This is a genomic window from Robertmurraya kyonggiensis (genome assembly GCF_005116465.1).
In the GTDB taxonomy this organism is placed as follows: Bacteria; Bacillota; Bacilli; order Bacillales; family Cytobacillaceae; genus Robertmurraya; species Robertmurraya kyonggiensis.
In genome coordinates this window covers 951,855-970,075 of sequence record NZ_SWBM01000001.1, presented here as the reverse complement: position 1 = coordinate 970,075, position 18,221 = coordinate 951,855, and the positions used below count along the sequence as shown (strand labels likewise).

The 18,221-nt window shown below is 37.4% G+C and carries 25 protein-coding genes; 6 read left to right on the top strand and 19 right to left on the bottom strand.

Annotated elements, in window-relative coordinates; genetic code table 11:
- Positions 1-5: 5 nt before the first annotated feature.
- The 4 genes from FA727_RS04890 to FA727_RS04875 form a co-directional block, all read right to left on the bottom strand.
- Positions 6-512, bottom strand: coding sequence for a GNAT family N-acetyltransferase (locus tag FA727_RS04890; RefSeq protein WP_136829592.1), 507 nt, complete (start codon positions 510-512; stop codon positions 6-8).
- Positions 513-518: 6 nt separating this feature from the next.
- Positions 519-923 carry a P-loop NTPase family protein gene (locus FA727_RS04885; RefSeq protein WP_306461651.1) on the bottom strand — a complete coding sequence of 135 codons (405 nt, stop codon included), beginning with the start codon at positions 921-923 and terminating at the stop codon, positions 519-521.
- 226 nt (positions 924-1,149) lie between these two features.
- Positions 1,150-3,375, bottom strand: a complete 2,226-nt coding sequence (locus tag FA727_RS04880; protein ID WP_136829590.1) for a sensor domain-containing protein — start codon at positions 3,373-3,375, stop codon at positions 1,150-1,152.
- Between the two features lie 153 nt (positions 3,376-3,528).
- A complete protein-coding gene (locus FA727_RS04875) occupies positions 3,529-4,620 on the bottom strand; it encodes an MBL fold metallo-hydrolase (protein ID WP_136829588.1) in 1,092 nt (363 codons plus the stop codon).
- A gap of 185 nt (positions 4,621-4,805) precedes the next feature.
- Here FA727_RS04875 and FA727_RS24345 point away from each other — a divergent pair, with 185 nt between their 5' ends.
- Positions 4,806-4,961, top strand: a complete 156-nt coding sequence (locus FA727_RS24345; protein WP_170209237.1) for a PIN domain-containing protein — start codon at positions 4,806-4,808, stop codon at positions 4,959-4,961.
- 19 nt (positions 4,962-4,980) lie between these two features.
- Here the strand turns inward: FA727_RS24345 and FA727_RS24340 are convergent, their stop codons facing one another.
- Positions 4,981-5,142: a hypothetical protein gene (locus FA727_RS24340; RefSeq protein ID WP_170209236.1), complete on the bottom strand. Its 162-nt coding sequence runs from the start codon at positions 5,140-5,142 to the stop codon at positions 4,981-4,983.
- Positions 5,143-5,181: 39 nt separating this feature from the next.
- Positions 5,182-5,799: an NUDIX hydrolase gene (locus tag FA727_RS04870; protein ID WP_158318785.1), complete on the bottom strand. Its 618-nt coding sequence runs from the start codon at positions 5,797-5,799 to the stop codon at positions 5,182-5,184.
- Between the two features lie 93 nt (positions 5,800-5,892).
- Between FA727_RS04870 and FA727_RS04865 the strand changes: the two genes are divergently transcribed.
- Positions 5,893-6,213 carry a hypothetical protein gene (locus tag FA727_RS04865; protein WP_246041690.1) on the top strand — a complete coding sequence of 107 codons (321 nt, stop codon included), beginning with the start codon at positions 5,893-5,895 and terminating at the stop codon, positions 6,211-6,213.
- 196 nt (positions 6,214-6,409) lie between these two features.
- Positions 6,410-7,168 carry a DUF2087 domain-containing protein gene (locus FA727_RS04860; RefSeq protein WP_136829585.1) on the top strand — a complete coding sequence of 253 codons (759 nt, stop codon included), beginning with the start codon at positions 6,410-6,412 and terminating at the stop codon, positions 7,166-7,168.
- Between the two features lie 47 nt (positions 7,169-7,215).
- Here the strand turns inward: FA727_RS04860 and FA727_RS04855 are convergent, their stop codons facing one another.
- Both FA727_RS04855 and FA727_RS24335 read right to left on the bottom strand, forming a co-directional pair.
- On the bottom strand, positions 7,216-7,851 hold the full coding sequence (locus FA727_RS04855; protein ID WP_136829583.1) for an FMN-dependent NADH-azoreductase: 636 nt from the start codon (positions 7,849-7,851) through the stop codon (positions 7,216-7,218).
- 256 nt (positions 7,852-8,107) lie between these two features.
- Positions 8,108-8,251: a hypothetical protein gene (locus FA727_RS24335; RefSeq protein WP_170209235.1), complete on the bottom strand. Its 144-nt coding sequence runs from the start codon at positions 8,249-8,251 to the stop codon at positions 8,108-8,110.
- Positions 8,252-8,405: 154 nt separating this feature from the next.
- Here FA727_RS24335 and FA727_RS04850 point away from each other — a divergent pair, with 154 nt between their 5' ends.
- Complete coding sequence (locus FA727_RS04850) at positions 8,406-8,591, top strand: hypothetical protein (protein ID WP_136829581.1); 186 nt, start codon at positions 8,406-8,408, stop codon at positions 8,589-8,591.
- 19 nt (positions 8,592-8,610) lie between these two features.
- Here FA727_RS04850 and FA727_RS04845 read toward each other — a convergent pair whose 3' ends face one another.
- The 7 genes from FA727_RS04845 to FA727_RS04815 all read right to left on the bottom strand — a co-directional run bounded on the left by FA727_RS04845 (position 8,611) and on the right by FA727_RS04815 (position 14,457).
- Positions 8,611-8,844, bottom strand: a complete 234-nt coding sequence (locus FA727_RS04845; RefSeq protein ID WP_136829579.1) for a DUF3951 domain-containing protein — start codon at positions 8,842-8,844, stop codon at positions 8,611-8,613.
- A complete protein-coding gene (locus FA727_RS04840; protein ID WP_136829578.1) occupies positions 8,841-9,584 on the bottom strand; it encodes a metallophosphoesterase family protein in 744 nt (247 codons plus the stop codon). Before FA727_RS04840 ends, FA727_RS04845 begins: the two co-directional genes overlap by 4 nt.
- Complete coding sequence (locus FA727_RS04835) at positions 9,581-9,838, bottom strand: hypothetical protein (protein ID WP_136829576.1); 258 nt, start codon at positions 9,836-9,838, stop codon at positions 9,581-9,583. The genes FA727_RS04840 and FA727_RS04835 overlap by 4 nt, the downstream gene beginning before the upstream one ends.
- A 14-nt stretch (positions 9,839-9,852) precedes the next feature.
- Positions 9,853-10,374, bottom strand: a complete 522-nt coding sequence (locus tag FA727_RS04830; protein ID WP_136829575.1) for a GNAT family N-acetyltransferase — start codon at positions 10,372-10,374, stop codon at positions 9,853-9,855.
- Positions 10,375-10,478: 104 nt separating this feature from the next.
- Positions 10,479-11,591, bottom strand: coding sequence for a GerAB/ArcD/ProY family transporter (locus FA727_RS04825; RefSeq protein WP_136829574.1), 1,113 nt, complete (start codon positions 11,589-11,591; stop codon positions 10,479-10,481).
- 9 nt (positions 11,592-11,600) lie between these two features.
- Positions 11,601-12,788, bottom strand: coding sequence for a Ger(x)C family spore germination protein (locus FA727_RS04820; RefSeq protein WP_136829573.1), 1,188 nt, complete (start codon positions 12,786-12,788; stop codon positions 11,601-11,603).
- On the bottom strand, positions 12,778-14,457 hold the full coding sequence (locus FA727_RS04815) for a spore germination protein (protein ID WP_136829572.1): 1,680 nt from the start codon (positions 14,455-14,457) through the stop codon (positions 12,778-12,780). The genes FA727_RS04820 and FA727_RS04815 overlap by 11 nt, the downstream gene beginning before the upstream one ends.
- A 131-nt stretch (positions 14,458-14,588) precedes the next feature.
- Here FA727_RS04815 and FA727_RS04810 point away from each other — a divergent pair, with 131 nt between their 5' ends.
- Positions 14,589-14,771 (top strand): hypothetical protein, encoded by a 183-nt coding sequence (locus FA727_RS04810; RefSeq protein ID WP_136829571.1) that lies wholly within the window; start codon positions 14,589-14,591, stop codon positions 14,769-14,771.
- Between the two features lie 38 nt (positions 14,772-14,809).
- Here the strand turns inward: FA727_RS04810 and FA727_RS04805 are convergent, their stop codons facing one another.
- On the bottom strand, positions 14,810-15,577 hold the full coding sequence (locus FA727_RS04805) for an aminoglycoside phosphotransferase family protein (protein WP_136829570.1): 768 nt from the start codon (positions 15,575-15,577) through the stop codon (positions 14,810-14,812).
- 9 nt (positions 15,578-15,586) lie between these two features.
- Positions 15,587-16,159, bottom strand: coding sequence for a S26 family signal peptidase (locus tag FA727_RS04800; RefSeq protein WP_136829569.1), 573 nt, complete (start codon positions 16,157-16,159; stop codon positions 15,587-15,589).
- Between the two features lie 206 nt (positions 16,160-16,365).
- Between FA727_RS04800 and FA727_RS04795 the strand changes: the two genes are divergently transcribed.
- Entirely contained in the window at positions 16,366-17,106 is a 741-nt protein-coding gene (locus tag FA727_RS04795) for an SDR family oxidoreductase (protein ID WP_136829568.1), read from the top strand.
- A gap of 60 nt (positions 17,107-17,166) precedes the next feature.
- Here the strand turns inward: FA727_RS04795 and FA727_RS04790 are convergent, their stop codons facing one another.
- Both FA727_RS04790 and FA727_RS04785 read right to left on the bottom strand, forming a co-directional pair.
- Positions 17,167-17,637, bottom strand: coding sequence for an SRPBCC family protein (locus FA727_RS04790; RefSeq protein ID WP_206663828.1), 471 nt, complete (start codon positions 17,635-17,637; stop codon positions 17,167-17,169).
- On the bottom strand, positions 17,634-18,149 hold the full coding sequence (locus tag FA727_RS04785; RefSeq protein ID WP_136829566.1) for a hypothetical protein: 516 nt from the start codon (positions 18,147-18,149) through the stop codon (positions 17,634-17,636). The genes FA727_RS04790 and FA727_RS04785 overlap by 4 nt, the downstream gene beginning before the upstream one ends.
- Positions 18,150-18,221: the final 72 nt, after the last annotated feature.

Genomic DNA, 18,221 nt, shown 5'->3' with positions numbered 1-18,221 from the left:
TCCTTCTAAAAGTACTTATAGTAAATGACTGTGGGATCCAACTGCCCATTTTCCGAGATGCAGTAAAAAGGAATTTTTCCAGCTTCAATGTAGCCTACAGAAATATAGAGACGATTAGAGGGATCCCCTTCTCTCGTATCTAATACCAGCAATGATCTCTCTTCAGTTTTTGCTCTGTCTTCTGCTTCTTTTAGCAAGGCACGAGCAATTCCATTTCTTCGATACTCCGGATGTGTCAATAATTTAGCAATCTCGGCACGATGGAGACCATTTTGTTTTTGACATAAATGCAATTGAATCGTCCCCGCGATTTTCCCATTCTTCATCGCCACATACAAAATCACACCAGGCTCTAGGACATTCTCCCAGTAATGGCGGGCAGCTACTAAACTCAAAGGTGGAAGGAACCCAATTGAGGCTCCTAAATCGACCACTTCTTTTAAAAGCTGAGATAATTCATTCACATACTCATTCACTGACTGCACTTCTATAATCCTGATATTAGGATCCAACTTCAATCACCTCGAATTAATATAGTTAAGTAAATCCTTCGACGTCTTAATAACGACTAACTTGTCACGATACATGTCATAGTTCTCGTAGAAATTTGGTTTTCCTACCTCTTCAAAATGACGATTCCATTTGAACATTTTACGAAATATATGGAATGTAGGTTGATAATGGGCAGCTTCAATCCCTAGTTTTTGTAAAAGAAACCTTCGGATAATACGATAGGTGCGAACTGAATAACTACTGTCTAGAAAAACAATCTCATCAGCTTTTCCAAAGGTAGAAGCCACCCATTCCTCTCCATGCACACCTTCAATAATCCACGCTTCGATTTGGACAATCTCCTCCAAAAAATCCTTCATTTCCTGTTCAGTCCGTCTAATGTCACCAGACTTGTGTCTTTTCCAAACCACATTATCCAACTCATAGTAGGGGATATTCAGTTTTGAAGAGCTTCTTAGCAAGACTTGTTTTACCGCTAGCGACCGAACCAATGATACGAATCTTCATACATAGCTCTCCTGTTATCTAAGATACAATATAATTCTAGAAATCAGTTACAATTCCTTGTTTACTTAATATTTTTTTGAAATTTACCCTAAATAAAAAAGTATCACCCCTATCAGGAATGATACTTTTTCACCACATTTGCATTAGTAGCTTCTGTATTTCTTCAGGTGACACTGGCCGACTAAAGTAATACCCTTGTCCATAACGACAGCCATTTTCAATTAAGAAATTAGCCTGTTCCTCCAATTCTATTCCCTCTGCAATTAAATCAAAGTTAAGACTTTCTCCCATTTCGATCATTTTCTTCACAACAGATGCAATATTAGAATTGCTGGTAATACCATCGATAAAAGATTTATCAATTTTAACATGGTCAATGGATAAACTACTTAACAGACTGAGTGATGAATACCCTGTTCCAAAGTCATCAATCGATATTTTCACACCCAATTCCTTGAGTTCATGAATGATGCGCGTTGATTTTTCAACATTTTGCATGACACTCTCTGTGATTTCTATTTCTAGAAAGTCAGACTGCATCTCGTGTTTCAACAATGCTTCTTTAACAACATCCACAAAATTCTCCGCTTCAAACTGGATGGAAGACACGTTAACCGCAACCTTCACATTAATTCCAAGCTTTTGCCACTCTTTATTCTGTCGACATGCTTCATTTAGTACCCAGGTTCCTAGATTCACAATCCACCCTGTCTCCTCCATGATTGGAATAAATTCATTAGGTGGAATAATGCCTAAGATCGGATGTTTCCATCTTACTAATGCTTCGACACAATAGACACTTCCTGTTTTCAATTCAACACAAGGCTGATATTCCAGATAAAACTCATTCTCTTCAATGGCACTTCTAAAATCCTGTTCTAATTGAAGCTTACGAGCAAGCTTATCCCCATGTTCATTGAAAAATTGATACTTGTTCTTTCCACTTTTCTTCGCAAAATACATCGCAATATCTGCTTTTGAATTTAAAGTTTCCTTATCGTCCCCATCCACAGGATATAAACTAACACCAATACTGTTGGATGCATAGATTTCCTTATTATTAATTAAGAACGGAGAAGTAAAAGCTTTTATTATCCTATGTGCTATGTCACGGACTAAATTTTCATGAACATTCTCAAGTAATACGGTAAACTCATCTCCACCTGGTCGTGCCACCATATCTTCCTCACGAACATTTTCTCTAATTCTTTCTGAAACTTGTTTTAACAGCTCATCACCTGCTTCATGACCCATCGTATCATTCACAGACTTAAAATGGTCGACGTCAATAAACATAACACCAAGAACATGATGAGCCTGCTTACATCGTTCCAATGCTTCTTCTAAAGTATCATTATACATATAACGATTAGGTAAACCCGTAAGTGCATCATGAAAAGCCATATATTCAATTCGTTCCTGCTGCTGTTTCTTTGCTGTCACATCAGTACCCACCATCAATATCGCTGATTGTCCATTATATGCTATTTCGTTGCCCGCCAATTCGAGAAAGGCAATTTCTCCATTAGGCTTTATGATTTTATATTCAATATAGTCTGTTTCCTTGTTATGGAGTGATTTCCTTTTGGAGCATTCTACAGCTTTTTCTAAAAAGGTAGGATGAATGAATTGAAATGCTGACTTTCCCTTTAACTCTGATAACTCCAACCCTAATAATTTCGTAGTTGCTGGATTTGCATAAACAAGCCTTTCATCCTGGTATATCACAATTAAATTGGGTGATAATTCTACAACACTTCGATATCGGTTCTCACTCTCTTTAAGCTTTCCAACAGTATCTATCCGAGAAGTGATATCTACGACAATCCCATTTATTTTTATAACCTTATTTTCTTTGTCAAATATCGGTGTACCTGATACATAAGCCCAATGTGTTTCCCCATTCGCGTGAATGAATCGAGCCTCTACATCATCAGACTTCCCTGATAAAACTTGCTTATAAAATTGGTCTAACTTTTGCCGATCTTCAGGTAGAAATATTTTCATCCAGAAAGAGTAGTCATCGAAGAATCGCTTTACTGGATAACCAGACACTTTTTCTACGCCCTTTGAAACATGGATGCGTTGTTCTACAATATTATTCGACCATATGGTTACCTCAACACTATCAAAAATTTGTTGAAGATTTTCCTTTTCCTTTTGGAGTTCATGATAATAATATTTGGCTTTGTCATATTGACCACCTAGTATCCAAGAAATGACGCTTACCAAAATGGCCAGAAGCAGACTAAATAAAAAGTATGCGACTCCGTCATATTCTGCTGTAAATTTTAGGAGCCAAATATTAATGACTAAAATCGGTATGATCGAGCTTATTCTACCTATGTATTTCATATTTCCTCCTAAAAAATTTCGGATCGTTTTGTTTAGGATTTCCTATTGAGGAACATTTTAATTAAGATAAGAATGGCTTCGTTTTAAGTGTCTTCGTTTAAACAAAAAAAGCTGTTGTCAAAAAGTCGTTTAGATTGACCTTTTGACACAGCTTTAGTTAATTTCCTTCCACCAATATGAATTTGTATTCTCCTGTTCTTTCATAAAGACCGTTCCCCCAATCGGAGGCGTAAGCAATTGTATTTCTTGTTTCTCTGCCTCTCGTAAAGCTCTTTCAACTGGATCTTTCCACGGATGAGGTGCAAGTGTGAATGCTCCCCAATGGATTATCATCATCTTTTCTCCTCTTACATCAAGATGAGCCTGAATCGATTCTTCAGGAACCATATGAATCGGGGACCAGAGTGAAGCGTATTGTCCGCCTTCCATTAAAGTAAGATCAAATGGTCCATATTTTTCCCCAATCTCTTTAAAATGTGGGCCGTATCCACCGTCACCACTAGTGTATAATCTCGTATTTTTCCCATATAAGACCCAACCGGTCCATAATGTACTGTCACGATTGAAAGGACCTCTTCCGGAAAAATGCTGGGATGGGACTGAAGCAAGTGTAATCCCTTCCCAGTGAATCTCATCCCACCAGTTAAGCTCAGTTATTCTCCTTCTCTCAATCCCCCATTTAACCAAGTGATTCCCGACTCCAAGAGGTACAAAGTAATGTCCGACTTTGTCTTTTAATCTTAAAATAGACGGATAATCAAGATGGTCATAATGATCATGAGTGAGAAGTACAGCATCAATAAATGGAAACTCATCGATTAAACTTAATGTATTCTTGCTAAACCGCTTACTCCCAATCATTGTGACTGGTGATGCTGATGGTCCAAACATCGGGTCTAGCAGAATCTTTTTACCATCAATAGAAAGCAAAAATGTTGAATGTCCAAACCAAGTAAAACTATCTTCTTTCCCATTTATTCGTTCCCAGTTTATAGGCTGAATTGGTACATTCTCTTTCGGCTTACTCTCCTGTTTCGTTTTTTGTGATTCTTTCATTAAAGCATACATAGCAGATATATTCATATCCATCTTTGTAGGGTTTAAATTGACGAACTTTCCATTTTCATAGTTCTCTAAATGACTAAATTTACTTCTCTCTTCTTTACTAGGATTTCCTCCTAGTCTTTGTTGTAAAAAGACATAGACCAGAACCAAAGCTAAAATAACGATTAATAAAATGAACATATAGTATTTCCTCTCGAAAAAAATGCTTTGCTCTCATAATAGACTAAAAATGAAATAATATCCTCTTTGAAATACCATAAATTTTGAATTTATATCTATGCTTTTGAAAATATTAAATAAGGAAAGTTATTTTCTCCTTACGTCAAAAAAACTTAGATGATATTATTTGAAAGAGAGTTGGTAACATGTCAAAGCAAGGAAAACAAAATCCAGAACAAACCAGAGAACAAGTTGAGAAGCACGATAAGCATAATGATGTAGAACTTGGAAGCGAATTTCACATTGGTAATTCGAAGTCGCAAAGCCAAAAGAAAAGCGGAAAACAAGTCAACAAAAAATAACCTCAAAGTGATTTCGAGGTTATTTTTTATCATTCTTTTCCAATATATCGATTAACGGATCATTTTCTTTACAAGAAAAACAAAGAATTCGTCCGCCACCTAATGTGATTCCATTCAGAAATCCATCTGTGCAATAGACATTCTTATTACACCGGATACATGTCCCCACAAGTTCAATCATTTATCATCTTCCTCGCCAGTTGAATTTGATAAATCAAGTTTAAACTTCTACTATAGCCATCAATTTCTCAAGGTTATACTGATAATACGCAAGCTGATGTGGGACAAAATCAAACATTGATAAGTTTAGGATTTTGCTCTCGACTGCTTGACCGTCATAAACAATAACCTCAAAATCGAGTTTCCCCTCTGATTCAATCACTTTTGAGAAATCTTCCATTGAAATACACACAATTCCCTCTACTTCACTTGCCTGCAGAGTTAAAGATTGCAGAGGACTATCATATTGATAGGCGTATAAGTGACATAGTTCATTATCAATTTTGTCCGTTCTCCATGGCAGAGTATCGCGAATTTTCCCTAATGAAGATAAATCTTCAAAAGGAATCGTTATTCCGAGCTCTTCCTCAATTTCCCGTGCTCCTTGCTCTGGTCCCTCTCCTGCAGATAGATGCCCCGCTGCTGTTGTATCAAGTAGATTAGGGTAATTTACTCGACTATTTCTTTTTTGAAAAAGAATATAAGGCTTGCCATCAAAGATTTTAATAAACCAACACTGAAATGCTGCATGTAACAATTCCTTCTCATGTACATTTTCCCTTGTCTCCTGACCAATCACCTGATAATTTTCATCAAGTATGTCTAACAATTCTCCCAAAAAGTTCAGTCCCCTCTTACATTTCTTCATTAGGCTAATTATAACATTTTTCTGTATAATTTAGGTAAATACACAAACAAGGAGGTATTTCTTATGCCCTTAGAAGAAGAAACGATTGGTATGTTAGTAACAGGACTTTTCATCGTCCTGGGTATAGTAGTAGTAGCTATCATTCTGTATTGGTTAAAAAACAAGAGTAAAAGCTGGGGTTACCTTTGGACTTTTATCCACCTTTTGATTTTTATGGCTGCTATTTTTATAGCCTTAGATGCGTTCCGTACTGATTATACGCATCCTATGGCTTCCGAGGAAAATTCTTTGCGTTTAGGAATCGCCGGAGTTGTCTGGTCAATAAGTATGCTTTGCTTTGTCATTGCCATTTATTTTTTTTCTAAAACGGAAAAGAGTAATTGATAGAATCATCTATTTCGAAGTTTTGTCAGCGCTGTATTGGGCTGGCTTTTTTTATTCCATTTCGATAATTGTTTTAATAGGGCAAGCATGAGACCTCCCATAAAAATCAGAAAAATTCCAAAACAGATTGAAATATATTAGACATCGTTATAAAATGTCTATAAATACAAAAACAAATCAAGGTTGTGTCTACTAAATGAATAAAGAAGAGCTATTTTGGTCTGCGTCCACCGAAGAGATCTCAAACGGGTACATTTTTAATCAAGAAACCGATGAATACGTATGCCTCATTTGCAATCAATCTTTTGAAAATGGCGTTATGTACCCACATGAAAATCGTGAACTCTTTTATGATGCTAGGAAAGCTATGATTCATCATATTAAAGAGCAACATCAATCCATGTTCGAATATTTAGTGAGTATGGACAAGAAGTATTCTGGTATATCTGAACATCAGCGCGACCTTCTCCTATATTTTAAGCAAGGACTTGCAGATAAGGAAATTGCACAAAACATTGGCGGTAGCACCTCCACTATTCGCAATCACCGATTCAAATTAAAGGAAAAAGAAAAACAAGCTAAGATCTTCTTGGCAATTATGAATCTATTAGAGAAAGAGAAGGCAACGGATTTTGTGCCTTTTCATAAGGGGGCAAAAATGGTGGATGAACGGTATGCGGTAACACAAGAAGAAAAGGAAAAAGTTTTAATTACGTATTTTAAACAAGGTTTGGATGGACCACTTGACACTTTTCCCAGTAAAGAAAAGCGGAAGCTCATCGTCTTGCAGCATATCTTAACGAAATTTGATTCAAGCAAGAAATATACAGAAAAAGAAGTAAATGAAGTCCTCAAACAAGTCTTCCATGATTACGTTACGATACGACGATATTTCATTGAATATGGCTTTATGGACAGAAGCAATGATGGTTCTGCTTATTGGCTCAAAAATTGAACTCAACAAAAATAGCCTCCACGTTAAGGTGGAGGCTATTTTGTTGATTAGAACTTTTGTGCTAAATCCTTTGCACGTGCAATTGCGTCTTCTTTGATTTGCTCAGCTTTATCAGGGAAAGCATTGTGTCCCTCGATGAATAGACCCTCTAAAGAATCCACTCCGTAGAATTGCATCATAACATCTAGGTAACGGTGTCCCATTTCTAATGCAGCAGCTGGCCCTTCAGAATAAATGCCACCACGTGCTTGAATGTGAAGAGCTTTTTTACCAGATAAAAGCCCAACTGGACCTTGCTCAGTGTACTTAAACGTTTTTCCAGCAACGGAAACGGCGTCTAAATATGCCTTCATTACTGGAGGGAAAGAGAAGTTCCATAGAGGTGTTACGAATACATATTTATCGTAAGCGATAAATTGATCACATAGCTCTGCAAGTCTTCCTACTTTCGCTTTTTCATCAGCTGACAGAGACTCAAAATCACTTCCAGATCTTAATTTCCCCCAACCACTGAATACATCTACATCAATTTCAGGAACGTTTTCCGTATAAAGATCAAGATGTGTTACCTCGTCGTTTGGATTTGCTTCTTTGTATGTGTCGATAAAAGTTTTTCCTACAGCCATACTATAAGATTGAGTGTCATCATGTGGATGAGCAGTTATGTACAATACTTTAGTCATTTTTCTACCTTACCTTTCTTGGATGAGTGTGTACATTCTATTTTTAGCTACTTGAGCTAATTGAATGCAAAGTATAACAAGAAAAATAAAGAGCAATCAATTGATCAGTATTCACACATCTCATTTTGATTCCAATTGCCTATATGTAAGTACTTTCTATTCCAATTATAAGGAATACAACAAAAATGCTCAGATCTCTTTTCAAGACACAAGCATTTTAAAATTGATAGTAAGCGCTTTCTTTTAATTAAAAAAATTATTTACTTTGCTCAGAAGTATATGGATTACCGCTGATGTTCAATCTCATTTCATCCGTTAACTTAAAGGATTCATTTGCTTCCTCATTGGCACCTTGTACATTCTGAACACTTCCATCGTAATGCAATGGTCTTTCTTCCATCAATGTTCACCTCCATGCACGTTAGTATATTCCTATAATACTTTTTATTTTCGGAAAATGACAGCTTTTCAAATTAGAAATTTTTTCCTTAAACTAAAATCTAGCACCTTCCATAGCACTTGGACATAAGATGTAATGAAAGGAGGAATGAAATATGGACCGATTTATCCTTTTATTGCTTGCTGGAATTTTGGCCGGCTTTGCGCTGTTAAGGGTTCCATTAGCAGGAACTTTCTTAGCCAGCATTGCTCCTGTAACTAACGTCATTGGTATTTTAGCAATCTTAGTTTTCTCTCTTTTCTTAATCTATAAAGGCGTCATGGCTATTCTAGGCAAATAATTATTTTTCATAGACCACTTCAATCTTTGTGAAGTGGTCTATTTTTATCCTTGTCATCCCCTTGGTCTTCATCCTCTGCAAGAATTACCTGTTCCTCGTGAAATTCTATTGGACTCTGGCCGGTAATCTCATCAAAAGGAGTATAAAAAGGCGTGACATTTCTCTTTTTCACAAAAACCTTGTAAAAACCAATTAATACTAATATCACAATAGCCCCAGCAATGCCAAGTGGCATCAAATCAAGAAAGCTCATTCATCTTCCTCCCTAGTTTTAGGAGCACCCCGATATTTCGCCAACATGATTTCATCATGATATTTATCTAGAGCAGGTAAGCCCATTTCTTTGGCAATCTGGAGTTCTAATTCTTTATCATAATCTACTCGCACAAATTGAATCGAATTATTCGGATGAGTTCCGTCAATGATTACGTATGAAGCAGCCGTTAAATCAAGGGAATTCCCGACACTTCCAACATTACATAAGATTCCGTTTTCAAAGGTTTCTAAAAAAGTCGCATGAATATCACCATAAAAAACGATATCAGGAGTCCGTTCATGAAAACCAGTTGCTTCACTGTGTTCAAACATCGATAAGCGTTTCTCAATAGGATGAATTGGAGATGGTAATATCCGTTCAAACTCACTTCTAGGGGAAGCATGAAAAAAGCGAACCAATTGTCCGTTCAGTTCAATATCAATATGAAATGGTAGAGATGCTAAGTACTGATTATCTTCCTTCGATAAACGTTCTTGAAACCACTGAATGAATTCGCTCTCGCTCGGAGTTTGGATAAATACATCCCAGTTTCCGCGAATGACTTTCTCACAATTCTTTTGAATTAACTCGATACAAGCAGACCCCTGAGGTCCCTTCCCGATTAAATCACCTAAACAAAAGATTCTATCAATCTCTCTTTGCTTGATATCTTCGAGCACAGCTTCTAATGCCGTTTTATTTCCATGAATATCTGAAATAATAGCAATCTTTGTCATTTTGACTTCTCCTTCCCCTTCGTTCGAAAAAAAATGAAAGCGATAATAACTTGAATCAATGGGATAAATTTCGCCCAGGGAAATGGTGGGTACCAACTGAAATACCATGCATCTGGAAAGAGTAAAATACCACTAACGAGCATCCATTTCCATGACCTCTTTATCAAAGCATAAATAAAAGTAATGATCGATGCGAGCAACAAAGGATAAAACAATTGTAAAAAGCCTAGTAAGAAACCCAAAATGTCCTCCATACCTGCTCATCTCCTCATTCAATCCAAAAACGTTTGATAACATTTCCATCTTCCTCAATAAAGTCGGAATCAGGGATACCACCATTTTTCAAAATCGTCCGTGCTGAACCTGTATTGACTTCATCACATACGACAAGAGCTTTTACAATCCCTAATTCTTTTGTAATTTCTAGAGACAATGCGAGCAATGTCGTTGCATATCCCTTACTTCGTTCTGAAGGACGAATACCATAACCAATATGCCCCCCACTATTCAGCAAATGTTTGGTTAATTGATGACGGATATTCACAACACCAAGAATTCGATTATCTTCGTCTACCAGCCAATATGTTGAATCTGGAACCCATCCTTCCTTAATCCCAATTCCCATTGAGCTATTATGCAAAAACCGCACCATCTCCGAAAAATTAGTCGGGTCCTTTTGAATGACCCACGGGACCATCTTCTCCCCACTGTCCAACCATTCCTGATAAAATGAGAGATATTCTTTTTCCAATTCGATTGTTGGCTTAACTATTCGAAGTTGATTCCCCATATGTATCTCCTATTGTGATTTTCTTCCTATTTTCTCACAATACCCAAAATTTTGAAACCTATATAATTGAAAAAACAGCCATTTCCATGGCTGCCCATACATCATTATGAAGAAGCTTCCATATTTGTTTTTCGAATTTTTTTCTTAAAAAGAAAACCAATTCCCAAAAGCAATAGAGGTACGCCAAACCCAATTGATAAAGCAACGTACACCCAGGTCCTTTCTAAAAAGTCCATCGCAATCTGGTGGTCAAAAACAAGCCAATAACCACCTCCACACAGAATTAAGGCAACAGGGACAATAACAGGCCGATAATCCTTTAAACCAAAGAGCCTTTGAACCGCAATTGAAGCACACAAGAAGGTCATCATAATTTGAATTAAGGCGGAAATAGCAAAGAACGCAACCATGATTAGCTCATAACGATGAAGAAACAAGCCAATATGAGCACTTCTTGCCATTTGCATACAGGCAACAAAATACTGTGCAGTCACTTCAGAAGTTAGTACTCCTGTTTGTAAAATCGGCCACAAAACCACAAATAGGCCACCTAATCCTATTCCAATCATCCCTGATTTCCCCCATGTTTCGTGTTTTCCAACATGCGGAAGGACGATCGCTGCCATCATCGTCGCCATAAGCCAATCCGTGTCGTTGTGTCGACTAGCCCATAAAGTACTTAGAAAACCTGACTCAAAAATGGGTTCTAGCTCCTCTACCCGAAACTCGGAAAGTGAGCCTAGGATAATCAAAACATTTAGAGCAACAATGGAAAACACTCCAATTAGCGCCATTCTACCGATCACTTCTAAGCCAAAAAAGATTCCGTATACTCCCATGATGAAAGCTGCAATGATAAATAAGAGTAAAGGAGCGTCTGGGAGAAAGAAATCTTTTAAATGATAAACGAATGTGGCAATAACTCCCCCGAAAGCAAATAGAAAAAAAATGAAGAAAAACAAAGCGATAATTTTTGAGAATATCTTCCCAAGCAACAATTCACTCTGTTCAAAAATATCCATTTTAGGTGTTCGTTTTATCACATAAGTTACAATCAAAATCATCATAATTCCTTGAAGAGTAGAAAAGATTGTAGACATCCACATATCATTTCCTACTTCCCTCGCGAGTGAACCTTGGGTGATGCCGATCGCTTTCGCATACACCATATTTATAATAATAGCCATAAACATACCATTCGAAATTTGAACTCTCATTGATAGCTCCTAGTTGGATTTTGTAGGGTTATAAAGCAATACTGAATTTTTGATGTTCGCATCGACTTCAATATCTATTTTCGCATCTTGGAGCCTTTCACTCCAATCAGCTTTTAATTGCTTCCATTCACTTGGATATTTGTTATTAAACTCTTCACCCAAACGTAAAATATCCGCTTTATATTCATTTTGTACTTTATCAACAATTTTCTTAATGTCATTGTACAAAAGTTCTTCCAATTCCTTTTCCATGTCATCTACTTGTTTTTTATCCTTCAATGAGATTGGGCAGTCTGCTTCTGCTATGCTGCTGTAGGAAACTAATTTTACATGAAATGTTGGCTTGCCATCTTCGTATCCAGGAGTTATTTTGAAGTTTTGATGACGGAGTTCCAAGGATACATTCTCACTCTGATCCTTAGGACAAGAAACACTTAAGATCACAGATTCGAGCCTTTCAATAAATGGAATCAGTCCACGTACTTCATCTCCTTCTAATACTCCGATTAATTTATCATTTTTAAAAATGCCTGCACCTGCTAATTCAACTTGCTTTACTTTCATTTTTCCAGGATCTTTATTCGAAATCCCTTTTTCTACAAGCTTAACCCGAGTTAAAACAGGGTCTGACCCTTCGCTTAAATACGAACTGTAGAGGTTTCTCATCGTTGTGCGTGGTGCCTGAGAAGTAATGGCGCTATATCGTAATAATTTATCCACTGCTTCCCCTGGAATGACCTCCAATCCCGTAATGGTTGTCACCACTTCAATCGCTTTATCAGGAGTCACTGCTACCCAAGTATTCATACGAAGCTCTGGATTTCTTGTAAAAAAATCTATGACATCCTGAATCCCCGTTTTCGCAAATTCTTCATTTATGACGATTATAAAATTATGGGCCCAAAAAATTCTTCTTGGTGAGAACCTACCTAGATTGCGAATCGCTTCGAATATTGTTTTTCCTTCAGCTGATACAGACCAGATCGCATCTCCTGTTTGACCCGAAGGAGCACCGGTTTGTCCCCTAGCGTCAGATGGGCGAGGAATTTGAGCTGTAACTCTTACATTTCCTTCATCCCCCTTATCAATTCCTACTGCCATCACAATAGCCAATTCATTTATTTCTCTTTTCCCCGCACAACCCGTTACTAGAAGAAGCAAAGAGAGAACCAGAAAAACAACATTCCTATTTTTCATCCTTCTGACCCCACTTCCTCTTTTTTCTTCTAATTTTAACTAGGGATTGTTTAGAGGATTGTGCATCACCGTCATTTTTAGATTTCTTTTTTTCCGGAGGTTTCTGGCCTTTATCGTCCTCCTTGTCAACTTCTTTGGGTGGCGGCGACGGAACTTGGTGTTCCCCAAGACGGTATTGTTCTCCTTCAGCTAATTGGGCATTTGTATCCATTCTCCACCAAGGCATCCGAATCAAAAAATCTTTTTGATCCGAAGGTTTGAAAGGTGTTGCCGGAGATAGGTAAGCCTCACCGAAAGAACGTAGTGACAAAGCATGAATAGCAATAATCGTGAACATTGAGGCGAACCCTAGCAAGCCTAATGTTCCTGACGCAATTAATAAAGGAAAGCGAATCAAACGAATCGAAAATGATGCTCCATAGTTGGGAATGGCAAAAGAAGCAATCCCTGTTAAAGCCACAATGATTACCATAAAAGGAGAAACGACACCTGCTTGTACTGCCGCCTGACCGATAACAAGGGAACCGACAATACTAACTGCTTGCCCCACCGGCTTCGGCATCCTTAAGCCCGCTTCCCTCATTAATTCAAATGAAATTTCCATGATCAGTGCTTCCAATAGAACAGGGAATGGGATCACTTCTCTTCCAGAAGCAATCGTTAGTGCCAATGGGGTCGGAATCATTTCTTGATGAAAGCTAATTAAAAGGACATAAAGGGAAGGAAGCGTTAAGCTAAGAATAAAAGCGATGTACCTCATCAACCGAAAAAAGGTACCTGACATATACCTTGAGTAATAATCATCACTAGCCTGTAGGAATTGCCAGAAATATGCAGGTGCTGTTAATACAAAAGGAGAATTATCCACAAATATGGCGACTCTTCCTTCAAAAATGGATGAAGCCACTTTATCAGGTCTTTCTGTACTTTGAACGGTTGTAAAAGGAGAAAATGGTGCATCTTCAATTAGTTCCTCGATATATCCACTATCAATAACAGCATCAATTTCAATACGTGCTAAGCGCTTTTTTACTTCATCTACAAGTCCTTCTTTCGCAGTTCCATTTAAATAGGCAATATTTACGTCCGTTTTTGATTTCTTCCCTATTTTCATAGAGTCAACTCGAAATCGTGGATCACGAATTCGCCTTCTCACAAGAGCTGTATTCGTTCGGATATTTTCCGTAAATCCGTCCCTTGGTCCTCTCACAACCTGCTCGGTTTGTGGTTCATCGATCGACCTGGCGTCTGCTCCTCTAGATGTCAAAATAATGACTTGCTCTGTGCGATCAATAATAATCGCCGTATCTCCTGATAGAATTCCATCAATTGCATCCTGGACTTTATTTGATTGATTTACGGATGCATTGTTTAGAAGATATGTTTTGATATTCTCCGTAAGCTCATCACCCATTGGGGCACCAATACAAGATCTCATGATTTCCTCAGAGCGGTTAATCAATGTTTTTAAAGCTTTATTAATTTCCTCTTTATCAATTAAACCGTCTGTATAAAAAAGAACACCTCTTATTTGTTTTTCCTGATGAAAAACAAAATCTCGCTGAACGAGATCAACACTATGACCTAAGATTTCTCTAATCAATGTGATATTACTCTGAATATCGTATGTAAACGTTGATGTAAGTTTAAGTTCTAGCTCGTCAGGCATTGAGAAACTCCTTTGTCATTAAACTCACTGTTAATTATTCGCTTCATTACCAAAATTTATTCAATGAGGTATTGCTACATCGCGATTTGGTCATGATGAATCATAAACGATGATCGGAGGTCTCGGTTCTGATGGACATGTATCATTCTTGGTTGTATCAACATGTGCTAAATACAAGTTGGTTTATCTGGACCATTGTGGTTGTGGTCTTTCTTCTTAACATCATTGCTCCTATCCTCATTTGGTACTTGATGAGCGATAAAAAAATCCCATTTATCAGAAGATATGCTGAGAAAAAAGACGTGAAAAATTAATATTTTTCCATTCAAAAAAGCCATCAACAAGTGATGACTTAGAAAAATTCATATAAACCTTCATTAAAGTATTGAGATTCTTCTTTTGATACTTGATAACGCCTGTATCCTTGATAAAACATCTTGATGTGAGATTCGTCATCAAAACACCCAATCGCAAGTGATTCATCATAGCGCGGATCACCAGCAGTCATGCCTGATACATCGATAAAGAAGCTAACCTTTCCATCAATAACAAGAACATTATCAGTTGTGCAATCACCATGAATGATCGTTTGACTGACTGGGTGCAACTTAGTGGATTGTAGCTGTTCTAATAGTTGATGAGTCCCTTCTGTTTGTCCTTCGTGCAAATACTTTTCTGCCCTTATCAATTGCTCTTCTAACCAATCATTCTCTCGATATAAAGACTCAGGTATATTGGTTTCATGAAGTCGGTTCAAAAATTCACCAAAGCTTCGAATCAGGTTTAGCTTTTCGATTTGACTCTTCGCATTCTTTAAAGCTGTAGTTAAAGTTGTTCCTTTCTCAAAGGACATGACAAGATGGCTACTCTTTTCATCCTCGAAAAATCCGAAGTAACGTGGAACTGGAATAGCATGTTGGTTGGTTAGTTTCTCTAAAACAAGTGCCTCCATCCTTAGCCATTCGCGATATCTACTGTAGAAAGAACTTTTCAATAAGTAGGTACCACTTTCAGTTAAGATTTTTCGTACTTCTGATGTACAACCCTGTTCAGATAGTTTATTAATTTCATAGATTTGTCCAAAGATTTTTTCAATAGAATCTCTTTCTTTTTCAGTCACATGATCCCCTCATTTTCCATATCCCAGCACAAGTCCCAAAATCCGCTTCTCTTCTACTACACTCATCTCCCCACGGAACCAGTCATCTGAAACGAGAAAATAATCCTTTTCGTCAAGACTCATTTTCTCTAGATCCTTTTCAAATGTTTCTTGCACCGCTTTTTCATCATAATTAGACTTGGAGCCTTTCATAGCTTGGAGAAATTCCTGCTTATCAAGCCCTGCTCTATGTGCGCTCCCATAAAATGAATCAAGTTGTTGGTCATTAATTAAAATTTGTCCATCCTCTATTTCTATTTTTTCATTAGGCACACCCACGACTCTAGCAATCTTCTGTTCCCCGATCTCGTCTTCAAACCAAACAACAGACCCTCTTGTAAGGTTTTTTGTCTCTATATTTTGTTTGATGACTATCGGTTGCTCGTAATAATCATGTTTTCCTCGCTCCATATTATCTAGCGTGTATTCTACTAAAACTGTGTCTGAACCAATATCCTCAACAATTTGAATGTTAGGACTGGTTTCAGAATCTATTAGACTATTTGTAGAAGCAGTACAGGCACTTAAAAGCGAAATTATCATCCCTACGCTCAAATTCCTAATCAGAATTACCTCCTTTTTTCAAATAAGGTTTGGTACAAACATGTCGCAAAATTTTACTTTGGAATATAAGCTTGCTATCGTTAAGTATGAAAAAGTTCGTTATCGAGTTGAAAAAGAAACGAACATCTGTACAGTCTAAAAAGATCACGGGTTCATTACAAAATATTTATGAAGGAGTCGAGGCTATGCAAAGTCTACAAGGTAAAGTTGCTATTATCACTGGTTCTTCTCGAGGCATAGGACGTACGATTGCTCAACAACTTGCTCAACAAGGCATCAAAGTTGTCGTGAATTATGCAACCGGAAAAGAAAAGGCGCAAGGAGTTGTCGAAAGCATAATTCAAAAAGGTGGAGAAGCAACCGCCATTCAAGCTGACCTAAGTACAGTCTCTGGTGTAGAGTCCTTATTTACTGAGACGTTAGCTGCATTCGGTAAAATTGATATTTTGATAAACAATGCAGGACTTATGAAGACCCAATCTCTGTCAGAGATAACAGAAGAAGATTTCGATAAGCAATTTAATTTGAATGTAAAAGGAACATTTTTTGCCTGCCAACAGGCTTTAAAACTAATGGAACCAAAAGGTAGAATTATTAACTTCTCTACATCTGTACTTGGGCAAATGTTCCCTGGATACAGTGTTTATGCAGGGACTAAAGGTGCCGTTGAACAATTCACGCGTCAGTTGGCAAAAGAATTCGCTGTAAAAGAAATCACAATCAATACTATCTCTCCCGGTCCAATTAATACGGAACTTTTCAATGTTGGAAAAACAGAGCAGCAAATCGAAGGGATGAAAAAGTCAATCGCATTTGGTCGCATCGGGGAACCAGAAGATATTGCCAATGTCATTGACTTTTTAGTAAGCGAGAAATCCGAATGGATAACAGGACAGACGATTCGAGTCAACGGCGGCTTTATTTAAAGCTTCAACAAAACAACAACTTAAAACAAGATACGGCCAACAATATTTAATTGTTGGCTTTTAATTATCCACTTGATAATTGCCCATTTTATCATCTAACTGTTCCAACACGAATGGCCAAGCTTCCTCGTGTTGTCTTTTCGATTCCTCATCTGGAAATCCTGCATGTTTCAGTCTGACGAACGTACCACTACCATCAGGTTCAAGCTCAACCTTGACAATTGTTTCTGCTCCTCTTGTTCCACCTTCACCCGTTAACCAAGTAATCTCGATTAAACGATCCTGTTCAAGTCGTAGGAAGCGCCCGTAATGTGGATGCCGTTGCACGATTCCCGGTTCCTCAATTTTATAAACCGTCTCAAAAAAGAAAGCTGTATCAACTTCCCCTTGCATGATGACACTTCCAGGTGCTGCAAACCATAGGTCCATTTTCTTTGTCCACGCGTCGAAAATCACGGTAGGTGAACAAACCATTTTACGTTCTACAGTTAGATTAAAAGGTCTCATTGAAAGATCAGGTATAATTGTCATTTTTGTTTCCTCCATTCTTGACTAAAATAGATTATTACCAAAGCTATTAATATGGAAGCTGTTAGAAACATCAAATACGTATTTGGATTAAAATATTGATTGTTGACATGGATGGATGAAAATGTAGTTATTTGATCAATATACTCCCAGTCAATAAATCCAAAATTCGCTTTATATGCTTCAGCTAATATTTCTCGATATTTCAAAAAGGCACTTCTTTGATAGAGATAGGCCACAATTAAATGAACTAGGATCAATAATGACCCCAAGCTGATTATCATCTTTTTAATCGTATATGAACGAATAACTCTGAACCACAAATAGACCAAATAGCAAAATAGCGGAACAAGAGTCCACATGATTAAAATAGCTGGGTTTCCATTTCCTGATGAACTCCCCGGTTTCGGATTCATGAGATTACCGAGCCAAAACAGTAACATCGTAAAAATACATAAAACCAGTAATACTATTTTCTCCTTTCTTATTTGGATCTCCCCCTCAAGATTACCCATTTAAAAAGATATATTCTCTTAATTTTTGAATAATCCTCTATACCGCGACCAAATGGGAAGAATTTCTTGAAG

Excerpts from the sequence above, each read along its gene's own strand:
- FA727_RS04855 (WP_136829583.1), bottom strand. The coding sequence starts at position 7,851 with ATGACTAAAGTATTGTACATAACTGCTCATCCACATGATGACACTCAA.
- FA727_RS04810 (WP_136829571.1), top strand. The coding sequence starts at position 14,589 with ATGGACATGTATCATTCTTGGTTGTATCAACATGTGCTAAATACAAGT.
- FA727_RS04790 (WP_206663828.1), bottom strand. The coding sequence starts at position 17,637 with ATGACAATTATACCTGATCTTTCAATGAGACCTTTTAATCTAACTGTA.
- FA727_RS04845 (WP_136829579.1), bottom strand. The coding sequence starts at position 8,844 with ATGAGCTTTCTTGATTTGATGCCACTTGGCATTGCTGGGGCTATTGTG.
- FA727_RS04835 (WP_136829576.1), bottom strand. The coding sequence starts at position 9,838 with ATGGAGGACATTTTGGGTTTCTTACTAGGCTTTTTACAATTGTTTTAT.
- FA727_RS04865 (WP_246041690.1), top strand. The coding sequence starts at position 5,893 with ATGCCCTTAGAAGAAGAAACGATTGGTATGTTAGTAACAGGACTTTTC.
- FA727_RS24340 (WP_170209236.1), bottom strand. The coding sequence starts at position 5,142 with ATGATTGAACTTGTGGGGACATGTATCCGGTGTAATAAGAATGTCTAT.
- FA727_RS04860 (WP_136829585.1), top strand. The coding sequence starts at position 6,410 with ATGAATAAAGAAGAGCTATTTTGGTCTGCGTCCACCGAAGAGATCTCA.
- FA727_RS04850 (WP_136829581.1), top strand. The coding sequence starts at position 8,406 with ATGGACCGATTTATCCTTTTATTGCTTGCTGGAATTTTGGCCGGCTTT.
- FA727_RS04815 (WP_136829572.1), bottom strand. The coding sequence starts at position 14,457 with ATGCCTGACGAGCTAGAACTTAAACTTACATCAACGTTTACATACGAT.
- FA727_RS24345 (WP_170209237.1), top strand. The coding sequence starts at position 4,806 with ATGTCAAAGCAAGGAAAACAAAATCCAGAACAAACCAGAGAACAAGTT.
- FA727_RS04785 (WP_136829566.1), bottom strand. The coding sequence starts at position 18,149 with ATGGGTAATCTTGAGGGGGAGATCCAAATAAGAAAGGAGAAAATAGTA.
- FA727_RS24335 (WP_170209235.1), bottom strand. The coding sequence starts at position 8,251 with ATGGAAGAAAGACCATTGCATTACGATGGAAGTGTTCAGAATGTACAA.
- FA727_RS04840 (WP_136829578.1), bottom strand. The coding sequence starts at position 9,584 with ATGACAAAGATTGCTATTATTTCAGATATTCATGGAAATAAAACGGCA.
- FA727_RS04800 (WP_136829569.1), bottom strand. The coding sequence starts at position 16,159 with ATGATAATTTCGCTTTTAAGTGCCTGTACTGCTTCTACAAATAGTCTA.
- FA727_RS04830 (WP_136829575.1), bottom strand. The coding sequence starts at position 10,374 with ATGGGGAATCAACTTCGAATAGTTAAGCCAACAATCGAATTGGAAAAA.
- FA727_RS04795 (WP_136829568.1), top strand. The coding sequence starts at position 16,366 with ATGCAAAGTCTACAAGGTAAAGTTGCTATTATCACTGGTTCTTCTCGA.
- FA727_RS04820 (WP_136829573.1), bottom strand. The coding sequence starts at position 12,788 with ATGAAAAATAGGAATGTTGTTTTTCTGGTTCTCTCTTTGCTTCTTCTA.
- FA727_RS04880 (WP_136829590.1), bottom strand. The coding sequence starts at position 3,375 with ATGAAATACATAGGTAGAATAAGCTCGATCATACCGATTTTAGTCATT.
- FA727_RS04825 (WP_136829574.1), bottom strand. The coding sequence starts at position 11,591 with ATGAGAGTTCAAATTTCGAATGGTATGTTTATGGCTATTATTATAAAT.
- FA727_RS04875 (WP_136829588.1), bottom strand. The coding sequence starts at position 4,620 with ATGTTCATTTTATTAATCGTTATTTTAGCTTTGGTTCTGGTCTATGTC.